The organism is Planococcus daihaiensis, from assembly GCF_049262615.1.
Classification (GTDB): domain Bacteria; phylum Bacillota; class Bacilli; order Bacillales_A; family Planococcaceae; genus Planococcus.
Genome location: NZ_CP175504.1, coordinates 305,680 through 325,819 on the forward strand (window position 1 = coordinate 305,680; position 20,140 = coordinate 325,819).

18 protein-coding genes are annotated in these 20,140 nt (G+C 45.6%); all 18 read right to left on the reverse strand.

The features are described 5' to 3' along the window. Positions 1-49 precede the first annotated feature (49 nt). A complete protein-coding gene (locus DHX103_RS01505; RefSeq protein WP_422123514.1) occupies positions 50-1,753 on the reverse strand; it encodes a proline--tRNA ligase in 1,704 nt (567 codons plus the stop codon). Between the two features lie 62 nt (positions 1,754-1,815). After that, a complete protein-coding gene (gene rseP, locus DHX103_RS01510; RefSeq protein WP_422123515.1) occupies positions 1,816-3,075 on the reverse strand; it encodes an RIP metalloprotease RseP in 1,260 nt (419 codons plus the stop codon). 41 nt (positions 3,076-3,116) lie between these two features. Then, entirely contained in the window at positions 3,117-4,262 is a 1,146-nt protein-coding gene (gene dxr / locus DHX103_RS01515; protein WP_422123516.1) for a 1-deoxy-D-xylulose-5-phosphate reductoisomerase, read from the reverse strand. 14 nt (positions 4,263-4,276) lie between these two features. Beyond that, positions 4,277-5,068: a phosphatidate cytidylyltransferase gene (locus DHX103_RS01520; RefSeq protein WP_422123517.1), complete on the reverse strand. Its 792-nt coding sequence runs from the start codon at positions 5,066-5,068 to the stop codon at positions 4,277-4,279. Then, entirely contained in the window at positions 5,065-5,856 is a 792-nt protein-coding gene (locus DHX103_RS01525) for an isoprenyl transferase (protein WP_422123518.1), read from the reverse strand. Before DHX103_RS01525 ends, DHX103_RS01520 begins: the two co-directional genes overlap by 4 nt. A gap of 151 nt (positions 5,857-6,007) precedes the next feature. Beyond that, positions 6,008-6,565, reverse strand: a complete 558-nt coding sequence (gene frr, locus DHX103_RS01530) for a ribosome recycling factor (RefSeq protein WP_422123519.1) — start codon at positions 6,563-6,565, stop codon at positions 6,008-6,010. Next, the gene (pyrH, locus tag DHX103_RS01535; RefSeq protein WP_422123520.1) at positions 6,565-7,290 is read right to left on the reverse strand and encodes a UMP kinase; all 726 of its coding nucleotides are present in this window, start codon (positions 7,288-7,290) and stop codon (positions 6,565-6,567) included. Before pyrH ends, frr begins: the two co-directional genes overlap by 1 nt. Before the next feature lie 81 nt (positions 7,291-7,371). Further along, complete coding sequence (tsf, locus tag DHX103_RS01540; protein ID WP_422123521.1) at positions 7,372-8,256, reverse strand: translation elongation factor Ts; 885 nt, start codon at positions 8,254-8,256, stop codon at positions 7,372-7,374. Between the two features lie 85 nt (positions 8,257-8,341). After that, complete coding sequence (rpsB, locus tag DHX103_RS01545; protein WP_117303478.1) at positions 8,342-9,058, reverse strand: 30S ribosomal protein S2; 717 nt, start codon at positions 9,056-9,058, stop codon at positions 8,342-8,344. A gap of 590 nt (positions 9,059-9,648) precedes the next feature. Further along, positions 9,649-10,428: a GTP-sensing pleiotropic transcriptional regulator CodY gene (gene codY / locus DHX103_RS01550; protein ID WP_422123522.1), complete on the reverse strand. Its 780-nt coding sequence runs from the start codon at positions 10,426-10,428 to the stop codon at positions 9,649-9,651. An 87-nt stretch (positions 10,429-10,515) separates the two neighbouring features. After that, positions 10,516-11,913: an HslU--HslV peptidase ATPase subunit gene (gene hslU / locus DHX103_RS01555; RefSeq protein ID WP_422123523.1), complete on the reverse strand. Its 1,398-nt coding sequence runs from the start codon at positions 11,911-11,913 to the stop codon at positions 10,516-10,518. After that, positions 11,910-12,458, reverse strand: coding sequence for an ATP-dependent protease subunit HslV (gene hslV, locus DHX103_RS01560; protein ID WP_422124701.1), 549 nt, complete (start codon positions 12,456-12,458; stop codon positions 11,910-11,912). Before hslV ends, hslU begins: the two co-directional genes overlap by 4 nt. Positions 12,459-12,473: 15 nt before the next feature. Beyond that, positions 12,474-13,367, reverse strand: coding sequence for a tyrosine recombinase XerC (gene xerC, locus DHX103_RS01565; protein ID WP_422123524.1), 894 nt, complete (start codon positions 13,365-13,367; stop codon positions 12,474-12,476). A 114-nt stretch (positions 13,368-13,481) separates the two neighbouring features. Further along, positions 13,482-14,792: an FADH(2)-oxidizing methylenetetrahydrofolate--tRNA-(uracil(54)-C(5))-methyltransferase TrmFO gene (gene trmFO, locus DHX103_RS01570; protein ID WP_422123525.1), complete on the reverse strand. Its 1,311-nt coding sequence runs from the start codon at positions 14,790-14,792 to the stop codon at positions 13,482-13,484. 19 nt (positions 14,793-14,811) lie between these two features. Further along, positions 14,812-16,881 carry a type I DNA topoisomerase gene (gene topA, locus DHX103_RS01575; protein ID WP_422123526.1) on the reverse strand — a complete coding sequence of 690 codons (2,070 nt, stop codon included), beginning with the start codon at positions 16,879-16,881 and terminating at the stop codon, positions 14,812-14,814. A 114-nt stretch (positions 16,882-16,995) separates the two neighbouring features. Then, the gene (gene dprA, locus DHX103_RS01580) at positions 16,996-17,889 is read right to left on the reverse strand and encodes a DNA-processing protein DprA (RefSeq protein WP_422123527.1); all 894 of its coding nucleotides are present in this window, start codon (positions 17,887-17,889) and stop codon (positions 16,996-16,998) included. 159 nt (positions 17,890-18,048) lie between these two features. Further along, positions 18,049-18,951 carry a succinate--CoA ligase subunit alpha gene (gene sucD, locus DHX103_RS01585; protein WP_422123528.1) on the reverse strand — a complete coding sequence of 301 codons (903 nt, stop codon included), beginning with the start codon at positions 18,949-18,951 and terminating at the stop codon, positions 18,049-18,051. 18 nt (positions 18,952-18,969) lie between these two features. After that, positions 18,970-20,130, reverse strand: a complete 1,161-nt coding sequence (sucC, locus tag DHX103_RS01590) for an ADP-forming succinate--CoA ligase subunit beta (RefSeq protein WP_422123529.1) — start codon at positions 20,128-20,130, stop codon at positions 18,970-18,972. Positions 20,131-20,140: the final 10 nt, after the last annotated feature.

The following is a 20,140-nucleotide window of genomic DNA, read 5'->3' on the forward strand; positions in this document are numbered from 1 at the left end:
AAGGAAAGCACAAGTTGTGCTTTCCTTTCATCATATCAGATTTTGGCGATTATTTTTGAAAAAACTGCTGCAATTGTTCGAGCAATTCTTCCTTGTTCCACTCAAATGTTTCTCCGGTATTGCGGATTTTAACCTCAAGAATTCCTTCGGCAGCTTTTTTACCTACTGTAATGCGGACCGGCAATCCGATCAAATCAGCATCGGTAAATTTCACACCCGCACGTTCATTGCGATCATCAATCAGCACTTCATAGCGATTTGATTTGAGCAATTTATAAATCTCTTCTGCAGTTTCCCGTTGAACGTCATCTTTGACACTAATCGGCACTACGTGGATATCGTAAGGCGCGGCAACTTGCGGCCATATAAAACCGTTGTCATCATTGAATTGTTCGGCTACGGCAGCAACCACACGGGACACTCCGATGCCATAACAGCCCATGATGTAAGGGACAGCGCGCCCTTGATCATTCAAGATGGTCGCTTTCATATCTTCACTGTATCTCGTACCCAATTTGAAAATATGTCCGACTTCGATTCCTTCAGCAAACTTGATCGTTCCTTCGCCGTCCGGAGAAGGGTCGCCTTCTTTGATGAAACGCAGGTCGGTATATTTTTCCACTTGAAAATCCTGGCCCGGTGTAACGTTTTTAAAATGCTGGCCAGCTTCATTGGCACCGGCGATTCCGTTGACGATGGTTTTGAGTGCATTGTCAGCGAAAACGCGGATGCCTTCCGGCAACGCTACAGGTCCGATCGAACCGATGTCACAGCCGATCAATTGTTTTACTTCTTCAGGCGTTGCCATTTCAACCACTTTGGCATCAGCCGCATGTTTGACTTTGACATCATTAATTTCGTGGTCACCGCGCGATAAAACAACGATGAATTCTTCGTCCGCTTTAAAGACCAGGGTCTTAATGCAATGTTCTGCATCAGTTCCGAAAAATTCTGCAACATGTGCAATCGTTTTTTGATCAGGCGTTGCCACTTTCTCGATTTCCTTAGCTGTATCTGCAGGAATTTCATAGTCAACGTTTACTTGCGCCATTTCGATATTGGCTGCATAGGAAGATGTATCAGAATAAGCGATCGTGTCTTCCCCGATTTCAGACAGGACCATAAACTCGTGGTTGTCTTTTCCGCCGATAGCGCCGGAGTCAGCAATGACCATACGGAAATCCAATCCGAGGCGCGAGAAGATATTTTTATAGGCCTGCATCATGACATCGTATGTCTCATCGAGGCTTTCCGTAGTGGCATGGAATGAATAGGCATCCTTCATGAGGAATTCGCGGCCGCGCAATAAGCCAAAACGCGGACGTTTCTCATCGCGGAACTTCGATTGAATCTGGTAAAGATTCAATGGCAATTTTTTATAGGATTTGATTTCGTCGCGCAATAAATCCGTGATGACCTCTTCATGGGTCGCGCCAAGAGCAAACTCCCGGCCATTGCGGTCCTTCAATCTCATCAACTCATCGCCATATGAGTACCAGCGGCCAGTTTCCTGCCATAGTTCTGCCTGCTGCAAAGCGGGAAGGAACACTTCCACGCTGTTCGCAGCTTCCATTTCTTCGCGGATAATCGCTTCCACTTTGTTCAGAACGCGTTTGCCGAGCGGCAGGAAAGAATAGATGCCGCTTGTATTCTGGCGGATAAATCCTGCACGAAGCAATAATTGATGCGATCTGACTTCTGCATCTGCAGGCGTTTCACGCAATGTCGGGATAAAAGTTGCTGATTGTTTCATTCCAAATACACCTCAACTGACTGATAAATTTTTATAAATAAATGAAATTAGCTAGATTCTATTTAAAAGAAGAACTTCTGAATATCATTCCATGTTACGACGATCATCAGCAGCATGAGCAGCATGATGCCCACAAAATGGACCATTCCTTCTTTCTGCCGGTCAACGGGTTTGCCTCGCAATGCCTCCAGAACGAAGAACATGAGGCGTCCGCCATCAAGAGCCGGCAGCGGCAGTAAATTCATGATTCCCAGGTTGATGCTCAGCATGCCTGCCCAGCTCATCAATGTGAAAATGCCGTATTGTGCAACTTCCTCGGTCGTTTTATAGATGCCCACGGGACCGGATAATGCATCAAGCGTAAATTGGCCGGTCACCAGCATTCCCAGCAATCGGAAAATTTCCTTGAACCAGAAAACAGTCGTTTCAGCTCCGTATACGAATGAACCGAAGAAATCCTGTTCACGCGGACTTTCGTAAAGGACACCGATAACCCCAACATCGCCTTGAGGCTGCTCGGATAATTCAGGTGTGATATTGAATTCGACTGTCTCACCTTCGCGCTCGACGCTGAAATCAAGTGGATTGCCGGCTTGATCCTGTACAGAATCGACCAGTTCGTTCCAGCTGGTAATCGTATTTCCTTCCACCTGAGTGATTAAATCGCCGGCTTCCATACCCGCTTCCTGAGCCGGGCTGTCATCCGTCACTTCCGTAATAATCGGTTCATTGGTCGGAACTCCCTGCATAAGACCGATTGCAGAGAAAATAAAGAAAGCCAGTATGAAATTGAATAACGGACCGGCGAAAATGGTCATGAAACGGTGGCCGATGCTCTTCGAATCGAATTGGCGATCCTGGGGAGCGAGCACGGTTTCTCTGCCGTTTTCTTCCACCACTGCATCTCTTGCCACATCGAGACGGACCAACTGATCTTCTTCATCATAGCCTTTGATATATAATTCCTTTTCGAGATCTGCCTCTTCAACTTCAAGAAACAGAATATCGGGATACATCGTTTTCTGATTCAAAATGATTTTCTTGGCCTGGCCCTTGTCATCCACTAATACACCGATGCGGTGTCCCGCTTGAAGAACTATTCGATCCATTTCTTCACCAGCCATGCGGACATATCCACCAATCGGCAGCAGCCGGACAGTATAGATAGTTTCACCTTTTGTAATGCCGAGTATTTTCGGACCCATGCCGATTGCAAATTCGCGCACCAGAATACCGGCACGTTTTGCAAAAAGGAAATGGCCTAACTCATGGAAAAATACTAAAGCGCCGAAAATTATGATAAACGATATGACTGTTTCCATTTGAACCCATCCTTATAAACCTTTTCGGTTTTAATCTTTAGTTATTTTAGCATGTTCAGGACTGTTTTTCTTGTTTCGGAATCGACATGCAAAATCGTTTCCAAATCCGGTGCCATGATCGGATTATGTGCATCCATTGTGCGTTCGATTGTTTCCTCGATTTGAAGGAATTTGATCTTTCCATCTAAAAACAGCGCAACAGCCTGTTCGTTTGCTGCATTCAGGACAGTCGTCATTGTCCCACCGGTGCGGCCGGCATCAAACGCCAATTGCAAAGCGCGGAATCTGACGTAATCCATTTCCTGGAAATGCAGTTTGCCGATTTCAGCCAGGTTCAGCCGTTTGGCATTCGGTCTCGGCAAACGATCGGGATATGTTAAGGCATATTGAATCGGAACCCGCATATCCGGCGTGCCGAGCTGCGCCATCACACTGGTATCCTGGAATTCAACCATGGAATGGATGATGCTTTCCCTGTGCAGCAGCACCTCGATATCATCATAAGCAAAGTCAAAAAGAACATTTGCTTCAATGACTTCCAGGCCTTTGTTGACCATTGTCGCTGAATCGATCGTGATTTTTGCGCCCATTGACCAGTTCGGATGATCCAACGCTTCTTTTACGGAAACGTCTTTCAGCTGATCCCTGCTCGAATCACGGAAGCTTCCTCCGGAGGCAGTCAGGATCAATTTTGTGGCTTGCTCAAGTTTTTCCCCGTTCAAGGATTGGAACAACGCCGAATGCTCACTATCCACCGGCAATATCGCTGCGCCGTAGCGCTTTGCACTTTCCATGACCAGATGTCCTGCCGTTACGAGTGTTTCTTTGTTGGCAATGGCAATGGTACGCCCCAATTTGATCGCTTCCAGCGTCGGTTCGAGTCCGACACTGCCTATTACGGCGTTGACGAGCACATCTGCCTCATAAACTGCCGTCTCGATTAAACCGTTGTTGCCGAAAACAAAAGCGGTGCGCGGAAATTCCTGGCGCAGGACCTTTGCATCCTGATCATTTTGCACACAGACGATTTCCGGTTTGAATTCCCGGATGAATTTTTTCGCCAATTCAATATTTCTTCCTGCCGAGAATCCGGCGAGTGAAAATTGTTCGGGATGATCCCGGATGATATCAATTGTCTGGACGCCGATGGATCCCGTCGCCCCAAGTAAAATGATTTTTTTGCCCATTCAGGAAGTCCTCCTTAGATGAAATGTAGAAAATGCAGAAGCGGCATAACGAAAAGGATGCTGTCAAAGCGGTCAAGAACCCCGCCATGTCCCGGAAGAAGTTTCCCGGAATCTTTGACGTTGAAATGCCTTTTCAGTGCCGACTCGACCAAATCGCCCATCTGGCCAAATACCGATGCGATGATGGTCACAACGATGATGATGAATATGTTATGCTGCAAATCGACAAAATAATCGAACACCAATGCTGCAGCAATCGCATAAAGGATCCCACCGATGAAACCTTCGACTGTTTTATTTGGGGAGATTTCCGGCCATAATTTGCGTTTGCCGAATTTTCTTCCAGTGAAATATGCCCCTGAGTCTGTAAACCAGACAACTAATAATGCATAGATCAAATATTCAAGGCTCGCTTCACGTGTTTCAATCAGATAGAGAAAGCCCATTCCGACATAAAGTGTGCCGAGAATCGCAAACGCCGCATCATCAAACGTAAAGCTGTTTTTCACGATTACTGTATGTATAAGCAGCAGAATGACGGCAATAAAAGCGAATTCCACTTTTGTGTAGCCCGTCCATTGAGATACTTGCAGGGTCCATTCCCCCGGCATCATAAATGAATATAAAGCCAAAAGAGAAATAAGGCCGGGAACACTCCAGAGTGTGCGGCCTTTCATTTTCAATAATTCCTGGAAGCCAATAGTTCCCAGAATCAGTACAAGTATGGTAAAGGGAGTTCCGCCAAATATAACAAATGGTATGAAAAATGCCATGGCGATTGCTCCGGTTATGAGACGCTGTTTCACTGTGCTTCTTCCCCTTTCAATCCTCCAAAACGGCGATTTCTCTTTTGGTAATTGTCAATCGCCTCGACCAAAGAATCTTCGTTGAAATCCGGCCACAATGTATCAGTAAACCAAAATTCTGTGTAGGCCAGTTGCCAGAGCATGAAATTGCTCAAACGCACTTCCCCACTGGTGCGTATCAATAAATCCGGTTCCGGCAATGATTTTGTCATTAAACCGGAATTGATGTGCTCTTCCGTAATATCCTCCGGATCCAACGTGCCCGCTGCCACTTGAGCTGCCAGCACTTTCACCGAATCAACGATTTCCGCTCTGCTGCCATAATTCAATGCGAAATTCAAAACCAATCCGGTGTTGTCCTTCGTGGCTTCCTTCGCTTTGGTTATCGCTTTTAATGTATGTTTAGGCAGATTCGTATGATCTCCCATCATTTCAACTTTGACATTTTCAGACACCAGCTCCGGCAGGAACGTCGAAAGAAACTCTTCCGGAAGCCTCATCAGAAAATCCACTTCCACTTTTGGCCGTTTCCAATTTTCTGTGGAAAATGCATATAAAGTCAATACGTCAACGCCAAGGCCATTTGCCAGACGGGTAATTTTCCGCACGGTTTTCATTCCCTCGTGATGTCCTGCTACACGTGGAAGTGAACGTTTTTTTGCCCACCGGCCATTGCCATCCATAATAATGGCAATATGTGAAGGAATAATCCCATCACGGACCATCGACAGGCGCTCTAAATCACCGATCACAGTTTCCGTATTTCGTTTTAATAATTTATTTATCATAATTTATCCTCCACCTATTACAAATCGGCATGTCTACCCCTTATCATATCAAAAAAAATGCAGTCGTGCCCTATCTTTCTCGATGTCATTTTTTTTGGCATGAAAAAGCGCCCTGCTATACAGGACGCGTGAAAGCTTATGAAGTTCGTTTTTATACTTCCATAATCTCTTTTTCTTTATCTTTTGCCATGTCGTCGATTTTTGCAATATTGGTATCCGTAAGTTTTTGAACGTCATCGGAATAGCTGCGCAAATCATCTTCCGTAATTTCACTTTTCTTTTCAAGCTTTTTGAATTCGTCGTTTGCATCGCGGCGGATGTTGCGGATATTGACTTTTGCAATTTCCGCTTCTTTTTTCACATCTTTCACGAGCTCTTTGCGGCGCTCTTCAGTTAAAGCAGGTACAGCAAGTCGAATGACTGAACCGTCATTTGTAGGGTTCAAACCAATATCCGATTTTAAAATCGCTTTTTCGATATCACCCAGCACAGATTTATCGTAAGGCTGGATCACGATCATGCGAGCTTCTGGAACAGAAACTCCCGCCACCTGATTGATTGGCGTTGGTGCTCCGTAATAATCGACTGTAACTCTGTCCAGGATGGACGGAGTTGCACGGCCGGCGCGAATTGATGAAAGCTCGCGGGAATAAGCCTGAATTGCGTTCGTCATTTTTGAAGTGGTATCATTCATCACAGATTTCGGCATTATATGTCTCTCCTCACAACTGTTCCGATTTTTTCACCCTGAACAGCACGTTTTATATTTCCTTTTTCCATAATCGAGAATACTACGAGTGGAATGTCGTTGTCCATACAAAGTGTGGACGCTGTAGAATCCATTACCTGCAGTCCTTGCTGGATCACTTCCAAATAAGATAGTTCTTCGTATTTGACGGCTGTGCTGTCGGTTTTCGGATCTGCCGAATAAACGCCGTCGACATTGTTTTTTGCCATCAAAATCACATCAGCTTCAATTTCAGCCGCCCGAAGTGCAGCAGTCGTATCTGTAGAGAAATAAGGGTTACCGGTTCCTGCCGCAAAAATAACGACCCGTTTCTTTTCAAGATGGCGCATTGCACGTCTGCGGATATAAGGTTCTGCGACCTGTCGCATTTCAATAGAAGAAAGCACGCGTGTTTCAACGTCCTGCTTTTCAAGTGAATCCTGCAAAGCCAATGAATTCATGACAGTTGCAAGCATTCCCATATAATCGGCAGTTGCGCGGTCCATGCCCATTTCCGAACCAACCTTGCCTCTCCAGATGTTCCCGCCGCCAACGACTACGGCAACTTCGACGCCCAGTTCAACGACTTCTTTCACTTGAGCTGCAACAGATTTAATGATTTCGGGAGATAATCCGAAACCTTGTCCACCTGCCATCGCTTCTCCACTAAGTTTTAATACAATGCGTTTATACTGCTGAACACTCATCGGTACCCTCCATTTTAACTAATTATTGAAAAATAGGGAACACCTTTCAGTGTTCCCCGGGATATTACTATGAAAAAGATCTTATTTTTTGTTTACTTGGCTCATTACTTCATCAGCAAAGTTATCTTCGCGTTTTTCGATGCCTTCTCCAACTTCGTAGCGGATGAATTCTTTCACGCTGCCGCCAGTTGAAGCCGCAAACTCACGAACTTTTTGATCAGAATTTTTAACGAAAGCCTGGTCAAGCAAGCAAACATCTTCAAAGAATTTGCCAAGGCGGCCTTCAACCATTTTAGCAACGATTTTTTCAGGCTTGCCTTCGTTCAATGCTTGTTCAGTCAATACTTTACGCTCTTTTTCAACTTCTTCAGCTGACACTTCTTCACGTGATACATATTGCGGGTTCAATGCTGCAATGTGCATAGCGATGTCGCGTGCTGCATCTGAATCAGTTGAGTTTTCAAGCAATACCAATACTGAAATACGGCCACCCATGTGAAGGTAAGGACCAAAAGCATCAGCATCTGATTTTGTGCGGATTTCAAAGCGGCGCAAAGTGATTTTTTCACCGATCTTCGCGATTGCGTTTGAAATGTGATCCGCAACTGATAAGCCATTAGACATTGTAGAAGCAGTCGCTTCTTCAACCGTTGCAGGTTTTGTAGCCAATAAATGCTCCCCCAATTCTTTGACAAGAAGCTGGAAGCCTTCGTTTTTAGCCACGAAATCTGTTTCAGCGTTCACTTCATAAATAATCGCTTCGTTTCCTTCAACCATAATTGAAGTTATGCCTTCCGCAGCAACGCGGTCCGCTTTTTTAGAAGCGCTTGAAAGTCCTTTTTCGCGCAGGAAATCCAACGCCGCTTCCATATCACCATTTGTTTCTACAAGTGCTTTTTTGCAGTCCATCATACCTGCACCAGTTTTTCCACGCAATTCTTTTACCATTTGAGCTGTAACTGCCATGATTAATTTCCTCCTTAGATATATGTTTTCTCAAAAAAAGGTGATAAGTGGGTTTCGCCGCTTATCACCTGTACTTCATTGTGAATTACTCAGCAGCTTCAGCTGGAGTTTCTTCTTCTTCTTCCGGTTTAGACTCAAGCAATGCATCAGCCATTTTACCAGTCAAAAGTTTTACTGCGCGGATTGCATCATCGTTTGCAGGAATTACATAATCGATTTCATCCGGATCACAGTTTGTATCAACGATACCAACGATTGGAATGTTCAATTTCATAGCTTCTGCAACTGCAATGCGTTCTTTGCGTGGGTCAACTACGAACATTACGTCCGGAAGACCGTTCATGTCACGGATACCGCCAAGGAATTTAACAAGGCGAGCGTGCTCTTTATTCAATTGAACAACTTCTTTTTTCGGTAGAACATCGAAAGTTCCATCTTCTTCCATGCGCTCGATTTGTTTCATACGATTCACACGTTTTTGGATTGTACCGAAGTTCGTAAGTGTTCCACCTAACCAACGCTGGTTGATGTAGTAGTTGCCAGAACGTTCTGCTTCTTCTTTGATCGCGTCCTGAGCTTGTTTCTTCGTACCAACGAATAGTACTTTACCGCCTTCTTCGCCCACTTGTTTCATGAAGCTGTAAGCCTCTTCCAATTTGCGGACTGTTTTTTGAAGATCGATGATGTAGATACCGTTACGCTCGACGAAAATATATTTTTTCATTTTCGGGTTCCAACGGCGAGTCTGGTGGCCAAAGTGTACACCAGCTTCAAGCAATTGTTTCATAGAAATTACTGACATTTGTGTTTCCTCCTGATAGGTTATTTTTTTCCCTCCGCATTCTTCTTCTTTGAACCGTTACCCAATAAGGGCACCAGCGGAACAAATCCGAATGCGTGTGTATTTAACACCATTTGAAATTATAACACGGTCCTGTCCGATTGTGCAACAGGTATCTACTGGAAATAAAAAAAGCTATCGATAAGCTGAAGACTCGCTAATCATTACGCTCTAGACGGACGCTTTCCGCGGGGAGCTGCCTAAGCCTCCTCGGTCGCTTCGAAAACCGATGCTCCTGCAGCGCCATGCGCTTCGCCATCTGACGCTGCATTCTAATTCCATTTAGAGTCGGAGTGGCTGCTTTTCGAAAAATTAAAAGAATAAGCCTCTTTACAGAATACATTCTGAGATATGGAGCAAAACAGCGAAGACGCCATGGGGACCAAGCGAAGTGCTGAGATCCACTCGGGCGAAGTGAAACGAGACCGAGTTAGCTCAGCGCGAGCCCCCAGGCAAGCGAAGCTGTTTTGCGGAATATCGGTTACTTTAAAGCATTAATTTAGCAAAAGAAAAAAGACACCGGAAACAAATCCGGTGTCTTCTAATTTCAATTAGTTCATTTTCAATTGCTCAAGTTCAGCAAGGAATTTCGTGTTAAGAACTTTGATGTAAGTTCCTTTCATCCCAAGTGAACGTGATTCGATGACGCCGGCACTTTCAAGTTTACGAAGTGCATTGACGATTACTGAACGAGTGATACCGACGCGGTCAGCGATTTTCGAAGCGACCAGCAAACCTTCGTTGCCGTCAAGCTCTTCAAAAATGTGTTCGATTGCTTCAAGCTCACTGTATGATAGTGAAGAAATCGCCATTTGAACAACTGCTTTGCTGCGTGCTTCTTCTTCGATGCGGTCGCCTTTTTCGCGCAGGATTTCCATCCCGACAACTGTTGCACCGTATTCGCCAAGGATTAAATCATCATCCTGGAACTGCGCATTAACGCGTCCAAGAAGAAGTGTACCAAGACGTTCGCCGCCTCCGATAATCGGTACGATTGTAGTAAGGCCGTTTTTGAACAATTCACGTTCCTCTTCTGGGAAAATCGTGTGTTCGCTGTTAACATCCAGGTTAGCGGATGTTTCGTTGATGTTTGAAAGGTTTTGAGTGTATTCGGTCGGGAATTGGCGATCTTCAAGCATGCCAATCATCCGTTCGTTTTCAATCTGCTGATTGATGGCATAGCCAAGGACTTTCCCTTTGCGGCTGACAACGAACGCGTTGCATTCGATGACTTCGCTTAAAGTTTCTGCCATGTCCTTAAAGTTTACCGGCTTGCCTGCTGCTGCTTGCAGCATTGAGTTAATTCGTCTTGTTTTTCCCAATAAATTCATTTAAATGAACCTCCTACATAATTTTGCACCGTATTTATTCAATATTCTAAAGCTTTTCACTCTTTAAGGGAACTGATTTGACTCCGTTTATAAAATAAATTGTGACAGATCTTTGTTTTTCGCCACATTCTCCAGTTTATCGTTCACATATTGTGGTGTAACATCGATTTGCGCCGGGCTGATTTCCGAAGCTTCAAAGGACAGATCTTCGAGCAGCCGCTCTAAAATGGTATGGAGTCTGCGGGCTCCGATGTTATCGGTATCCTGATTTACTTCATACGCAATTTCCGCAAGTCTGACGATTGAGGCATCATTGAAGTTTACCACAACTCCCTCGGTTTGGAGAAGCGCTTTATATTGATTCAATAAAGAATGTTTCGGTTCCGTCAGAATTTTAACGAAATCCTCTACTTCCAGCTTCTGCAATTCGACACGGATTGGGAAACGGCCCTGCAATTCCGGGATCAGATCAGAAGGTTTCGACATATGGAAAGCTCCAGCTGCAACAAACAGCACATAATCCGTTTTCACTGCGCCGTATTTTGTCGACACAGTTGAGCCTTCAACAATCGGCAAAATATCCCGCTGCACGCCTTCACGCGAAACATCTGCCGAAGATGAGTTATTTTTACTGGCAATTTTATCCATTTCATCGATAAAGATAATGCCATGCTGTTCTGCACGGTCGATCGCTTCATTTGCCACTTCTTCATCATCAACCATTTTGGCCGCTTCTTCAGCAGCAAGAATGCGCCGGGCTTCCTTCACCTGCAACCGGCGTTTTTTCTTTTTCTTCGGCATCAATGAAGATAGGGCATCCTGCATATTTGCGCCCATCTGCTCCATGCCGGAACCCTGAAGAGAGTCAAACATGGAAGGCGTATTCTCCAGCACTTCGACATTCAACCATTCGTATTCAAGTTTGCCGGCTTTCAAGTCTTCTGCAATTTCACGTCTTTTAACGCGGACTTCGACTTCAGCGGTCGGCTCTTCTTCGTCCTGATCGAGCTTCTGGCCAAACATCATCTCAAGCGGATTCTGGCTTGTCTGCTTCTTCTTCATAGAAGGAGCCAATAGTTTAACAATGCGTTCGTTCGCTGCAGCTTCGGCTTTGCCTTTTACTGCTTCGAATTTCTCTTCCTTGACGATACGCACTGCTGCTTCCACGAGGTCCCGGACCATCGACTCGACATCGCGTCCTACATAGCCGACTTCCGTAAACTTCGTCGCTTCCACTTTGATGAACGGTGCTCCGGTCAATTTCGCGATGCGTCTTGCAATTTCCGTTTTTCCGACACCCGTTGGCCCGATCATCAGGATATTTTTCGGAATCACTTCATCCCGCATCTCTTCATCCAGCCGGCTTCTTCTGTACCGATTGCGCAGTGCGATGGCGATTGAACGCTTGGCATCTTTCTGCCCGACAATATAGCGGTCCAGATGTTCAGTTATCTGTCTGGGTGTTAAATCCGTTTGGGTTTTCATTTTGACAGCTCCTCCACTACAATCTGGTGATTTGTATAAACACAGATATCCGCGGCGGTTTCCAGCGCCGACTGTGCGATTTGGCGGGCGGACATATTGTCGCCTGCATATTTCTTCAGGGCACGGCCGGCTGCAAGGGCATAATTGCCTCCTGAACCGATTGCCAGAATGCCGTCATCCGGTTCAATGACTTCTCCTGTTCCTGAAACGAGCAGCAACTCTTCTTTATTCATGACAATCAACATTGCTTCCAGCTGGCGCAGCATTTTGTCTCCGCGCCATTGTTTGGCGAGTTCGACTGCTGCCCGCTGAAGATTGCCATTGTATTCCGTAAGTTTGCCTTCAAACATTTCAAAAAGAGTAAATGCGTCAGCTACAGATCCGGCAAAGCCGGTCAATACCTGTCCGTTGTAAAGTGTGCGCACTTTTCTCGCTGTATGCTTCATGACGACGGCGTTGCCGAACGTCACTTGCCCATCACCCGACATTGCACATTCTCCGTTGTGGCGAACCGCAAATATCGTGGTGGCATGAAATTGTTCCATCATTATTTCCCCTCTCTATGCTCGCGGATGCGCATTCAAATACGTTTTCCGCAAATGTTCTTTCGTGACATGTGTATAGACCTGGGTTGAAGCCAGGTGGGAATGGCCCAGCAATTCCTGTACTGTCCGCAAATCTGCCCCATTGTTCAATAAATGAGTCGCAAAACTATGGCGGATCATATGCGGGTAAATATTGGAATTGGCTGATGCCTTTTTCATGCATTCGGTCAAAATATGCCGAATGCCACGATCCGTCACGAGGTCTCCCCGGTTATTAACGAACAGACCCTCGTGTTCTGTGTTTTTCATAAGTTTAGGACGAACTTCATCGATATAATGTTCCAGCGCGTCATGAGCGAACTGGCCATAAGGGATGTAGCGCTCTTTGCGGCCTTTGCCCATCACTTTGACAATCTGCATATGGCGGTCCAGATCCTTCATTCGGATAGAGACACATTCGCTGACACGCATGCCGGTAGCATATAGAAGTTCGAGCAGCGCGGTATTCCGGATGGACAGTTTGTCCTCTCCCTTAACCGATTCAAAAAGCACCTGCAGCTCTTCCTCATAAAAAAATTGCGGGAGCCGCTCTTCTTTTTTCGGATGGTAAAGAGAGCGGAATGCCTCTTCGCTGAGTCCGAATTCACGGTTTCCATATTTGAAAAAGGAACGGATTGCTGAAATTTTCCGGGACACTGTTGGTCTCGACAATTGTTCGTCATATAATTTCGTCATATAATTGCGGGCATGCAGATATTCGACCTGCTTGAGATCATCTACACCTTCACTTTCCAAAAACAGAAAAAAACCGGCCAAATCGTATTCGTAATGATGGACGGTGTGCTCCGAGTAATTTTTTTCCAATTGGATATAGCTAATGAAAGACCGGACCATTTCATTTTTGTCCATTACATTTCCCTGCCTTTCCGCTCTGTAAATACTCCGCACATAGACGTTTTTAATTGTTACAGCACAATAATAAAAAGCCTCTAAATTATAGCAAGATTTAGAGGCTTTTATCAATTAAACTGATACCGTATTCAAATAATTTCGAATTGAGTCCAGTGCGCGGTTTGCATGCCGCTCTGCGCGCTCCTGTTTTGATCGGATGCGTTCACCAAGATCCGGGAATAATCCGAAGTTGATATTCATCGGCTGGAAATTCTCGCCGTCTGCTTCCGTGATATAACGCGCCATGCTGCCGAGCGCTGTATCTGCCGGGAAGACAACCAATTCTTCACCTAACGCCAATTTAGCAGCATTGACGCCAGCTAAAAGTCCGCTGCCCGCCGACTCGACATAGCCTTCGACTCCGGTCATTTGGCCGGCGAAGAAAATATTCGGGTTGGCTTTGAGCTGATAAGTCGGTTTCAGGACACGCGGCGAATTGATGAACGTGTTGCGGTGCATAACCCCGTAACGGACGATTTCAACATTTTCCAATCCCGGAATGAGTTTCAATACCTCTTTTTGAGGTCCCCATTTCAAGTGGGTTTGGAAGCCGACAATATTATATAGGGTTCCGGCTGCATCATCCTGGCGAAGTTGAACGACTGCATATGGACGTTCTCCGGTTTTTGGATCTTCCAGGCCGACCGGTTTCATCGGGCCGAAAGTCAACGTTTTCGCGCCTCTCGCGGCCATCACTTCAACCGGCATACAACCTTCAAAATAAATCTCTTTTTCAAATTCCTTCAAAGGCACAACTTCCGCTTCTACCAAAGCCGTGTGGAAACGAATGAATTCCTCTTCCGTCATGGGGCAGTTCAAATAAGCAGCTTCGCCTTTATCATAGCGCGATTTCAAATAGACTTTGTCCATATCGATGCTGTCTTTTTCAACGATTGGTGCTGCAGCATCATAAAAATAAAGATAATCTTCCCCTGTCAATTTGCGCACTTTCTCAGCCAGCGCAGGTGATGTCAGAGGGCCGGTCGCGATAATCGTGATGCCTTCCGGAATTTCCGTTACCTCTTCATTGATCACTTCGACAAGCGGATGGTTGCGGACTTTGTCTGTCACCGCTCCAGCAAATTCATGCCGATCCACTGCCAGCGCTCCGCCTGCAGGGACGGATGCGCCGTCAGCAGATTCGATGATGACCGAATCCATCATTCGCATTTCTTCTTTAATCACGCCGACCGCATTGGTCAGTGAGTTTGCACGCAGCGAATTGCTGCATACCAATTCTGCAAATTTGTCTGTATGGTGGGCTGGCGTTTGTTTGACCGGCCGCATTTCATATAAACGGACATTGACTCCCCGTTTGGCGATTTGCCAGGCAGCTTCACTGCCGGCGAGTCCTGCTCCGATTACATTGATGGTTTTTGTCATAATTGAACACCTCGGTTAGTTATTGTACTTCTTCCTGATAATCACAATTTACACAATTGATCTGAACGCCTTTTTTCACTTTCTTTTCCACTAGAAGTTCGCTGCATTTCGGGCACGGCCGTTCGATCGGTTTGTCCCATGATACAAACTCACATTCCGGATAGCGTTCGCATCCGTAGAATATGCGTTTTTTCTTACTCTTCCGTTCAACGATTTCGCCTTTTTTACATGTTGGACATTTCACACCCGTATGCTTGACGATGGCTTTCGTATTGCGGCATTCCGGGAAGTTGCTGCATGCCATAAACTTGCCGTAGCGGCCAAGCTTAAAGACCATTGGCGATCCGCAAAGTTCACAATCTTCACCCGCGGGTTCATCTTTGATCTGGACTTTCTCCATCTCATTTTCAGCCACTTCGATATCTTTTGCAAAGCCTTCAAAAAACTCAGAGATGATTTTCTTCCATTCGATATCGCCTTCTTCAACACTATCGAGATCGTGTTCCATTTTGGCTGTGAACTCGATGTTCAGGATATTCGGGAAAAATTCCAGCACCAGGCCGTGCACAATTTCGCCAAGCTCTGTCGGGATAAAACGCTTCGCGTCCAAAGTCACATAGCCCCGTTTTTGAATTGTATCCAGTGTAGGCGCGTAAGTGGATGGCCGGCCTATGCCCAATTCTTCCAGTGTGCGCACCAGCCGCGCTTCCGTAAATCGTGGCGGCGGCTGAGTGAAATGCTGTTTCGGATCAATTGTAACAGCTTTGACCTTATCGCCTTCCTCCATTTCCGGAAGGATGTTGTCTTTGTCTTCAGTTTTATCGTCCGTTCCTTCAACATACACTTTCATGAACCCAGGGAATTTCACCTGGGAGCCGTTGGCACGGAACACGGCTTCACCATTCTGAAGCTCTGCCATCACCGTATCAAGCACTGCCGGTGACATCTGGCTCGCGACGAAGCGGTCCCAGATCAATTTATACAATCGGTAGAGATCGCGCGACAGGATGCTCTTCAGCGATTCCGGTGTGCGCAGTACGCTGGTCGGCCGAACTGCTTCGTGGGCGTCCTGCGATTTAGAGGATTGTTTTGCCGCTGCTGATTTCGTGACAAATTCCGAACCATATTTTTCTTCAATGAATTTTATGGTATCTTGTTTGGCAGTGTCGGAAATACGGGTAGAATCCGTTCTCATATAGGTGATCAGACCGGTGATGCCTTCCTTGCCGACCGAAATACCTTCATAAAGCTGTTGAGCAAGCATCATGGTCTTTTTGGCGCGGAAGTTCAATTTCCGGGCAGCTTCCTGCTGCAGCGATGAAGTGGTGAACGAAGGAGAAGGATTTCTCTTTCGTTCCTTTTTTACGACGCGGTTCACTTTGAAGTTTTTGCCTTTCATGGTGGCCATAACCGCTTTGACATCATCTTCATTTTCAAGATTCATCTTGCCGTCGGCATTGCCGTAGAATTGCGCTTCAAATTTCTTTTTGGCTTTTTCGAATTCACCTGTAATGGACCAGTATTCTTCCGGTTCAAATACTTTGATTTCGTTTTCCCGGTCAATGACGAGGCGCAGGGCAACAGATTGTACCCGCCCGGCCGATAAGCCTTTTTTAACTTTTTTCCACAATAAAGGACTGATGCTGTAGCCGACAAGACGGTCCAAAATGCGACGTGCTTGTTGGGCATCCACCAGATCCATATCAATTTTTCGTGGTTGTTTAAATGATTCTTTTATGGCATCTTTTGTGATTTCATTGAACACAACCCGGCAATCAGAGTCCAAATCCACTCCGAGAGACTGGGCTAAATGCCACGCAATTGCTTCCCCTTCTCTGTCGGGGTCAGCCGCGAGAAAGACTTTCTTCGCTTTTTTCGCTTCTTTTTTAAGATCTTGTAAAATTGGTCCTTTTCCGCGAATCGTAATATAGCGGGGTTCAAAATTGTTTTCAACGTCCACGCCCATCTGGCTGCGGGGTAAATCACGTAAATGTCCTAAAGAAGCGCGGACTTTATACTTCTTTCCCAAATACCGTTCGATTGTTTTCGCCTTTGCGGGCGACTCCACAATCACTAAAAAATCCGACATTCCAATTCCTCCTCATAGAGGTTTCTTAAACTTTTACAAAATGTATAAATAAGAAATACCTGTGCAAAATGTATAACAGTTTATGACTGAATGCAAGGTATTTCATTTTGTTGCCTATTTCAAAACGCGAATTTCTGTGTATTCTTCGAGTACCTGAAGCCCGTTCCAGACAGGTTTTGCGCCATCAGAAATCAATTTATGAGGACCTTGTGACAGAGCTGATCCAATATCCCCAGGAACTGCGAAAACATCTTTGCCGTGTTCGAGTGCATGCTCAATCGTGCTGAGGGTGCCACTTTTCAATGCCGCTTCGGTGACAAGCACCCCTTTTACCAAGCCGCTGATGATGCGGTTTCGCATGGGGAAATTCCATCTTTTCGGCTGCATATAGGGTGGATATTCTGTAATGACGAGTTGAGTTTCTTCTATTATAATATTCAATTCACTGTTCTCTTTTGGGTAAGGATGCAAAAATCCGCTGCCGGTCACCGCTATCGTTTGTCCGCCTGATTGGATGGCTGTTTGATGAGCCATGGCATCTGCCCCTTTAGCCAAACCGCTGACAATTACAACGCCGGCTGCCACCAGCTCGGGAATGATGGCATCCATCGCTTTTTGGGAATAGAGGGATGCTTTCCTGGCTCCTATGACACCGATTCGCTCTTCATTGTGCAATAAAGCCGGATTGCCCTTAGCATACAGGATTGCAGGTGGATCGATTAATTGGAAAAGGCTTTGTGGATAATCAGGGTGGTTATAAGATATGGGGAGTATCTTATGCTTTTCATACGCTTCAGAATAGGGGGTGTTCAAGGATTTCAGATAACCGCTTTTCAGGGAGATTGCCGCTTCGGGCCTGATGCCGAGCAATTGGCTGATTTCCCAGGCCGGTCTCATTTCCAGGTATTCGAGCTGCGGATCATCAATCATTAACCGTTTGATGAGATTGAGCGGTTGGGGGTAAATATAATGCAACGCCAGTAGCCGGTGTTCAAACATTTTATCCATAAAGTTCCTCCATTCTTTGTGGATGCCTGACCGGGATGAAGTGCAACTTAATTCCTATAGTAGCTGTGTAGGCAGATTATGTAAACACCTGTTTTGCGGAATATCGATTATAAAGCATAAAAAAACGCGGAACCAGTTACGGTTCCGCGTTTTGGAGTATTAATGTGTTTTACAAGCGTCGTAAAGGCCTTTTTCTTTGATCACTTTGATCAAAGTTTCGCCAATTACTGATGGAGTGTCTGCAACTTCGATTCCAGCAGCGTTCATTGCTTTGATCTTGTCTGCAGCAGTTCCTTTACCGCCAGAAATGATCGCACCGGCGTGGCCCATGCGTTTTCCTTCTGGAGCAGTTTGACCGCCGATAAAGCCGACAACAGGTTTCGTCATATTCGCTTTAACCCATTCCGCTGCTTCTTCTTCAGCAGTTCCGCCGATTTCACCGATCATAACCACCGCATACGTATCTTCATCTTCATTGAATTCTTTCAATACGTCGATGAAGTTTGTGCCGTTGACCGGGTCTCCGCCGATACCGACTGCTGTCGATTGGCCAATTCCTTCTTCAGACAATTGGTGAGTCGCTTCATACGTCAAAGTACCTGAGCGTGAAACAACGCCGACATGTCCTTTTTTATGAATGTAGCCAGGCATGATGCCGATTTTACATTCGTCCGGTGTGATAACGCCCGGGCAGTTTGGTCCGACAAGACGTGTATTCTTGCCTTCCATATAACGCTTCACTTTTACCATATCCAATACTGGAATGTGTTCAGTGATGCAGATAGCCATATCCAACTTAGCGTCAACAGCTTCAAGAATTGCGTCAGCCGCGAAAGGAGCCGGTACGTAAATTACAGATACATTAGCTCCTGTAGCTTTAACTGCGTCTTCAACGGTATTGAATACCGGTACGCCTTCAGCTTCAGTTCCGCCTTTGCCTGGTGTTACACCCGCAACGATTTTCGTTCCGTATTCAAGCATTTGCTTTGTATGGAAAAGGGCAGTTGACCCTGTAATTCCCTGTACAAGCACTTTTGTGTCTTTATTAATGTATACGCTCATTTTTGTCCCTGCCCTTCTTTAGCCTACAAGTTCTACGATCTGTTTAGCGCCGTCTGCCATAGTGCCGGCAGCTACGATATTAAGACCTGATTCATTAAGCAGTTTTTTACCGATTTCAACATTTGTTCCTTCAAGGCGAACGACTAGAGGTACGTCCAGGCTCACTTCTTTAGCAGCTTGGATTACGCCTTCCGCAATGATGTCACATTTCATGATACCGCCGAAAATGTTAACGAAAATTCCTTTTACATTCTTATCAGAAAGAATGATTTTGAAAGCTTCCGTTACTTTCTCAGCGGTGGCACCGCCCCCAACGTCAAGGAAGTTAGCGGGTGTTCCGCCGTAATAGTTGATCGTATCCATTGTTGCCATAGCAAGTCCGGCGCCGTTAACCATACAGCCGATGTTCCCATCCAAAGAAATGTAGCTCAAGTCATGCTTGGAAGCTTCAATTTCTTTTGCATCCTCTTCGTCGAAATCACGAAGTTCCACAATGTCTTTGTGGCGGTATAATGCGTTTTCATCGAAATCGAATTTTGCGTCAAGCGCTAAAATATCGCCATCGCCAGTTTCAACCAATGGGTTGATTTCAACGATTGAAGCATCTTTTTCGATGAATACAGTGTAAAGGCCAAGCATGAATTTCGCTGCTTTGTTGACAAGCTTCGGCGGAATGTTCATGTTGAATGCCATGCGGCGTGCCTGGAAACCAGTCAAACCGACCACTGGATCGATAACTTCTTTGAAGATTTTTTCAGGCGTGTTTTCAGATACTTCTTCGATATCAACTCCGCCTTCTTCAGAACCCATAAGAGTGACACGTGAAGTTTGGCGGTCAAGCACCAATCCGACATAGTATTCTTTTTTAATGTCAGATCCTTCTTCGATCAAAAGGCGTTTGATTTCTTTGCCTTCTGGACCAGTTTGGTGAGTCACAAGAACTTTGCCTAAAAGTTCTTTCGCGTACGCGCGGACTTCGTCCAAGTTTTTAGCGATTTTAACTCCGCCTGCTTTGCCTCGTCCACCTGCGTGGATTTGTGCTTTTACAACGACAACGTCTGTGCTAAGTTCTTTCGCCGCTTTAACTGCTTCTTCCGGAGAAAAAGCAACAGTGCCGTAAGAAACTGCTACGCCGTATTGTCTGAGGAGTTCTTTTCCTTGATATTCATGGATATTCATCTGTCATCCT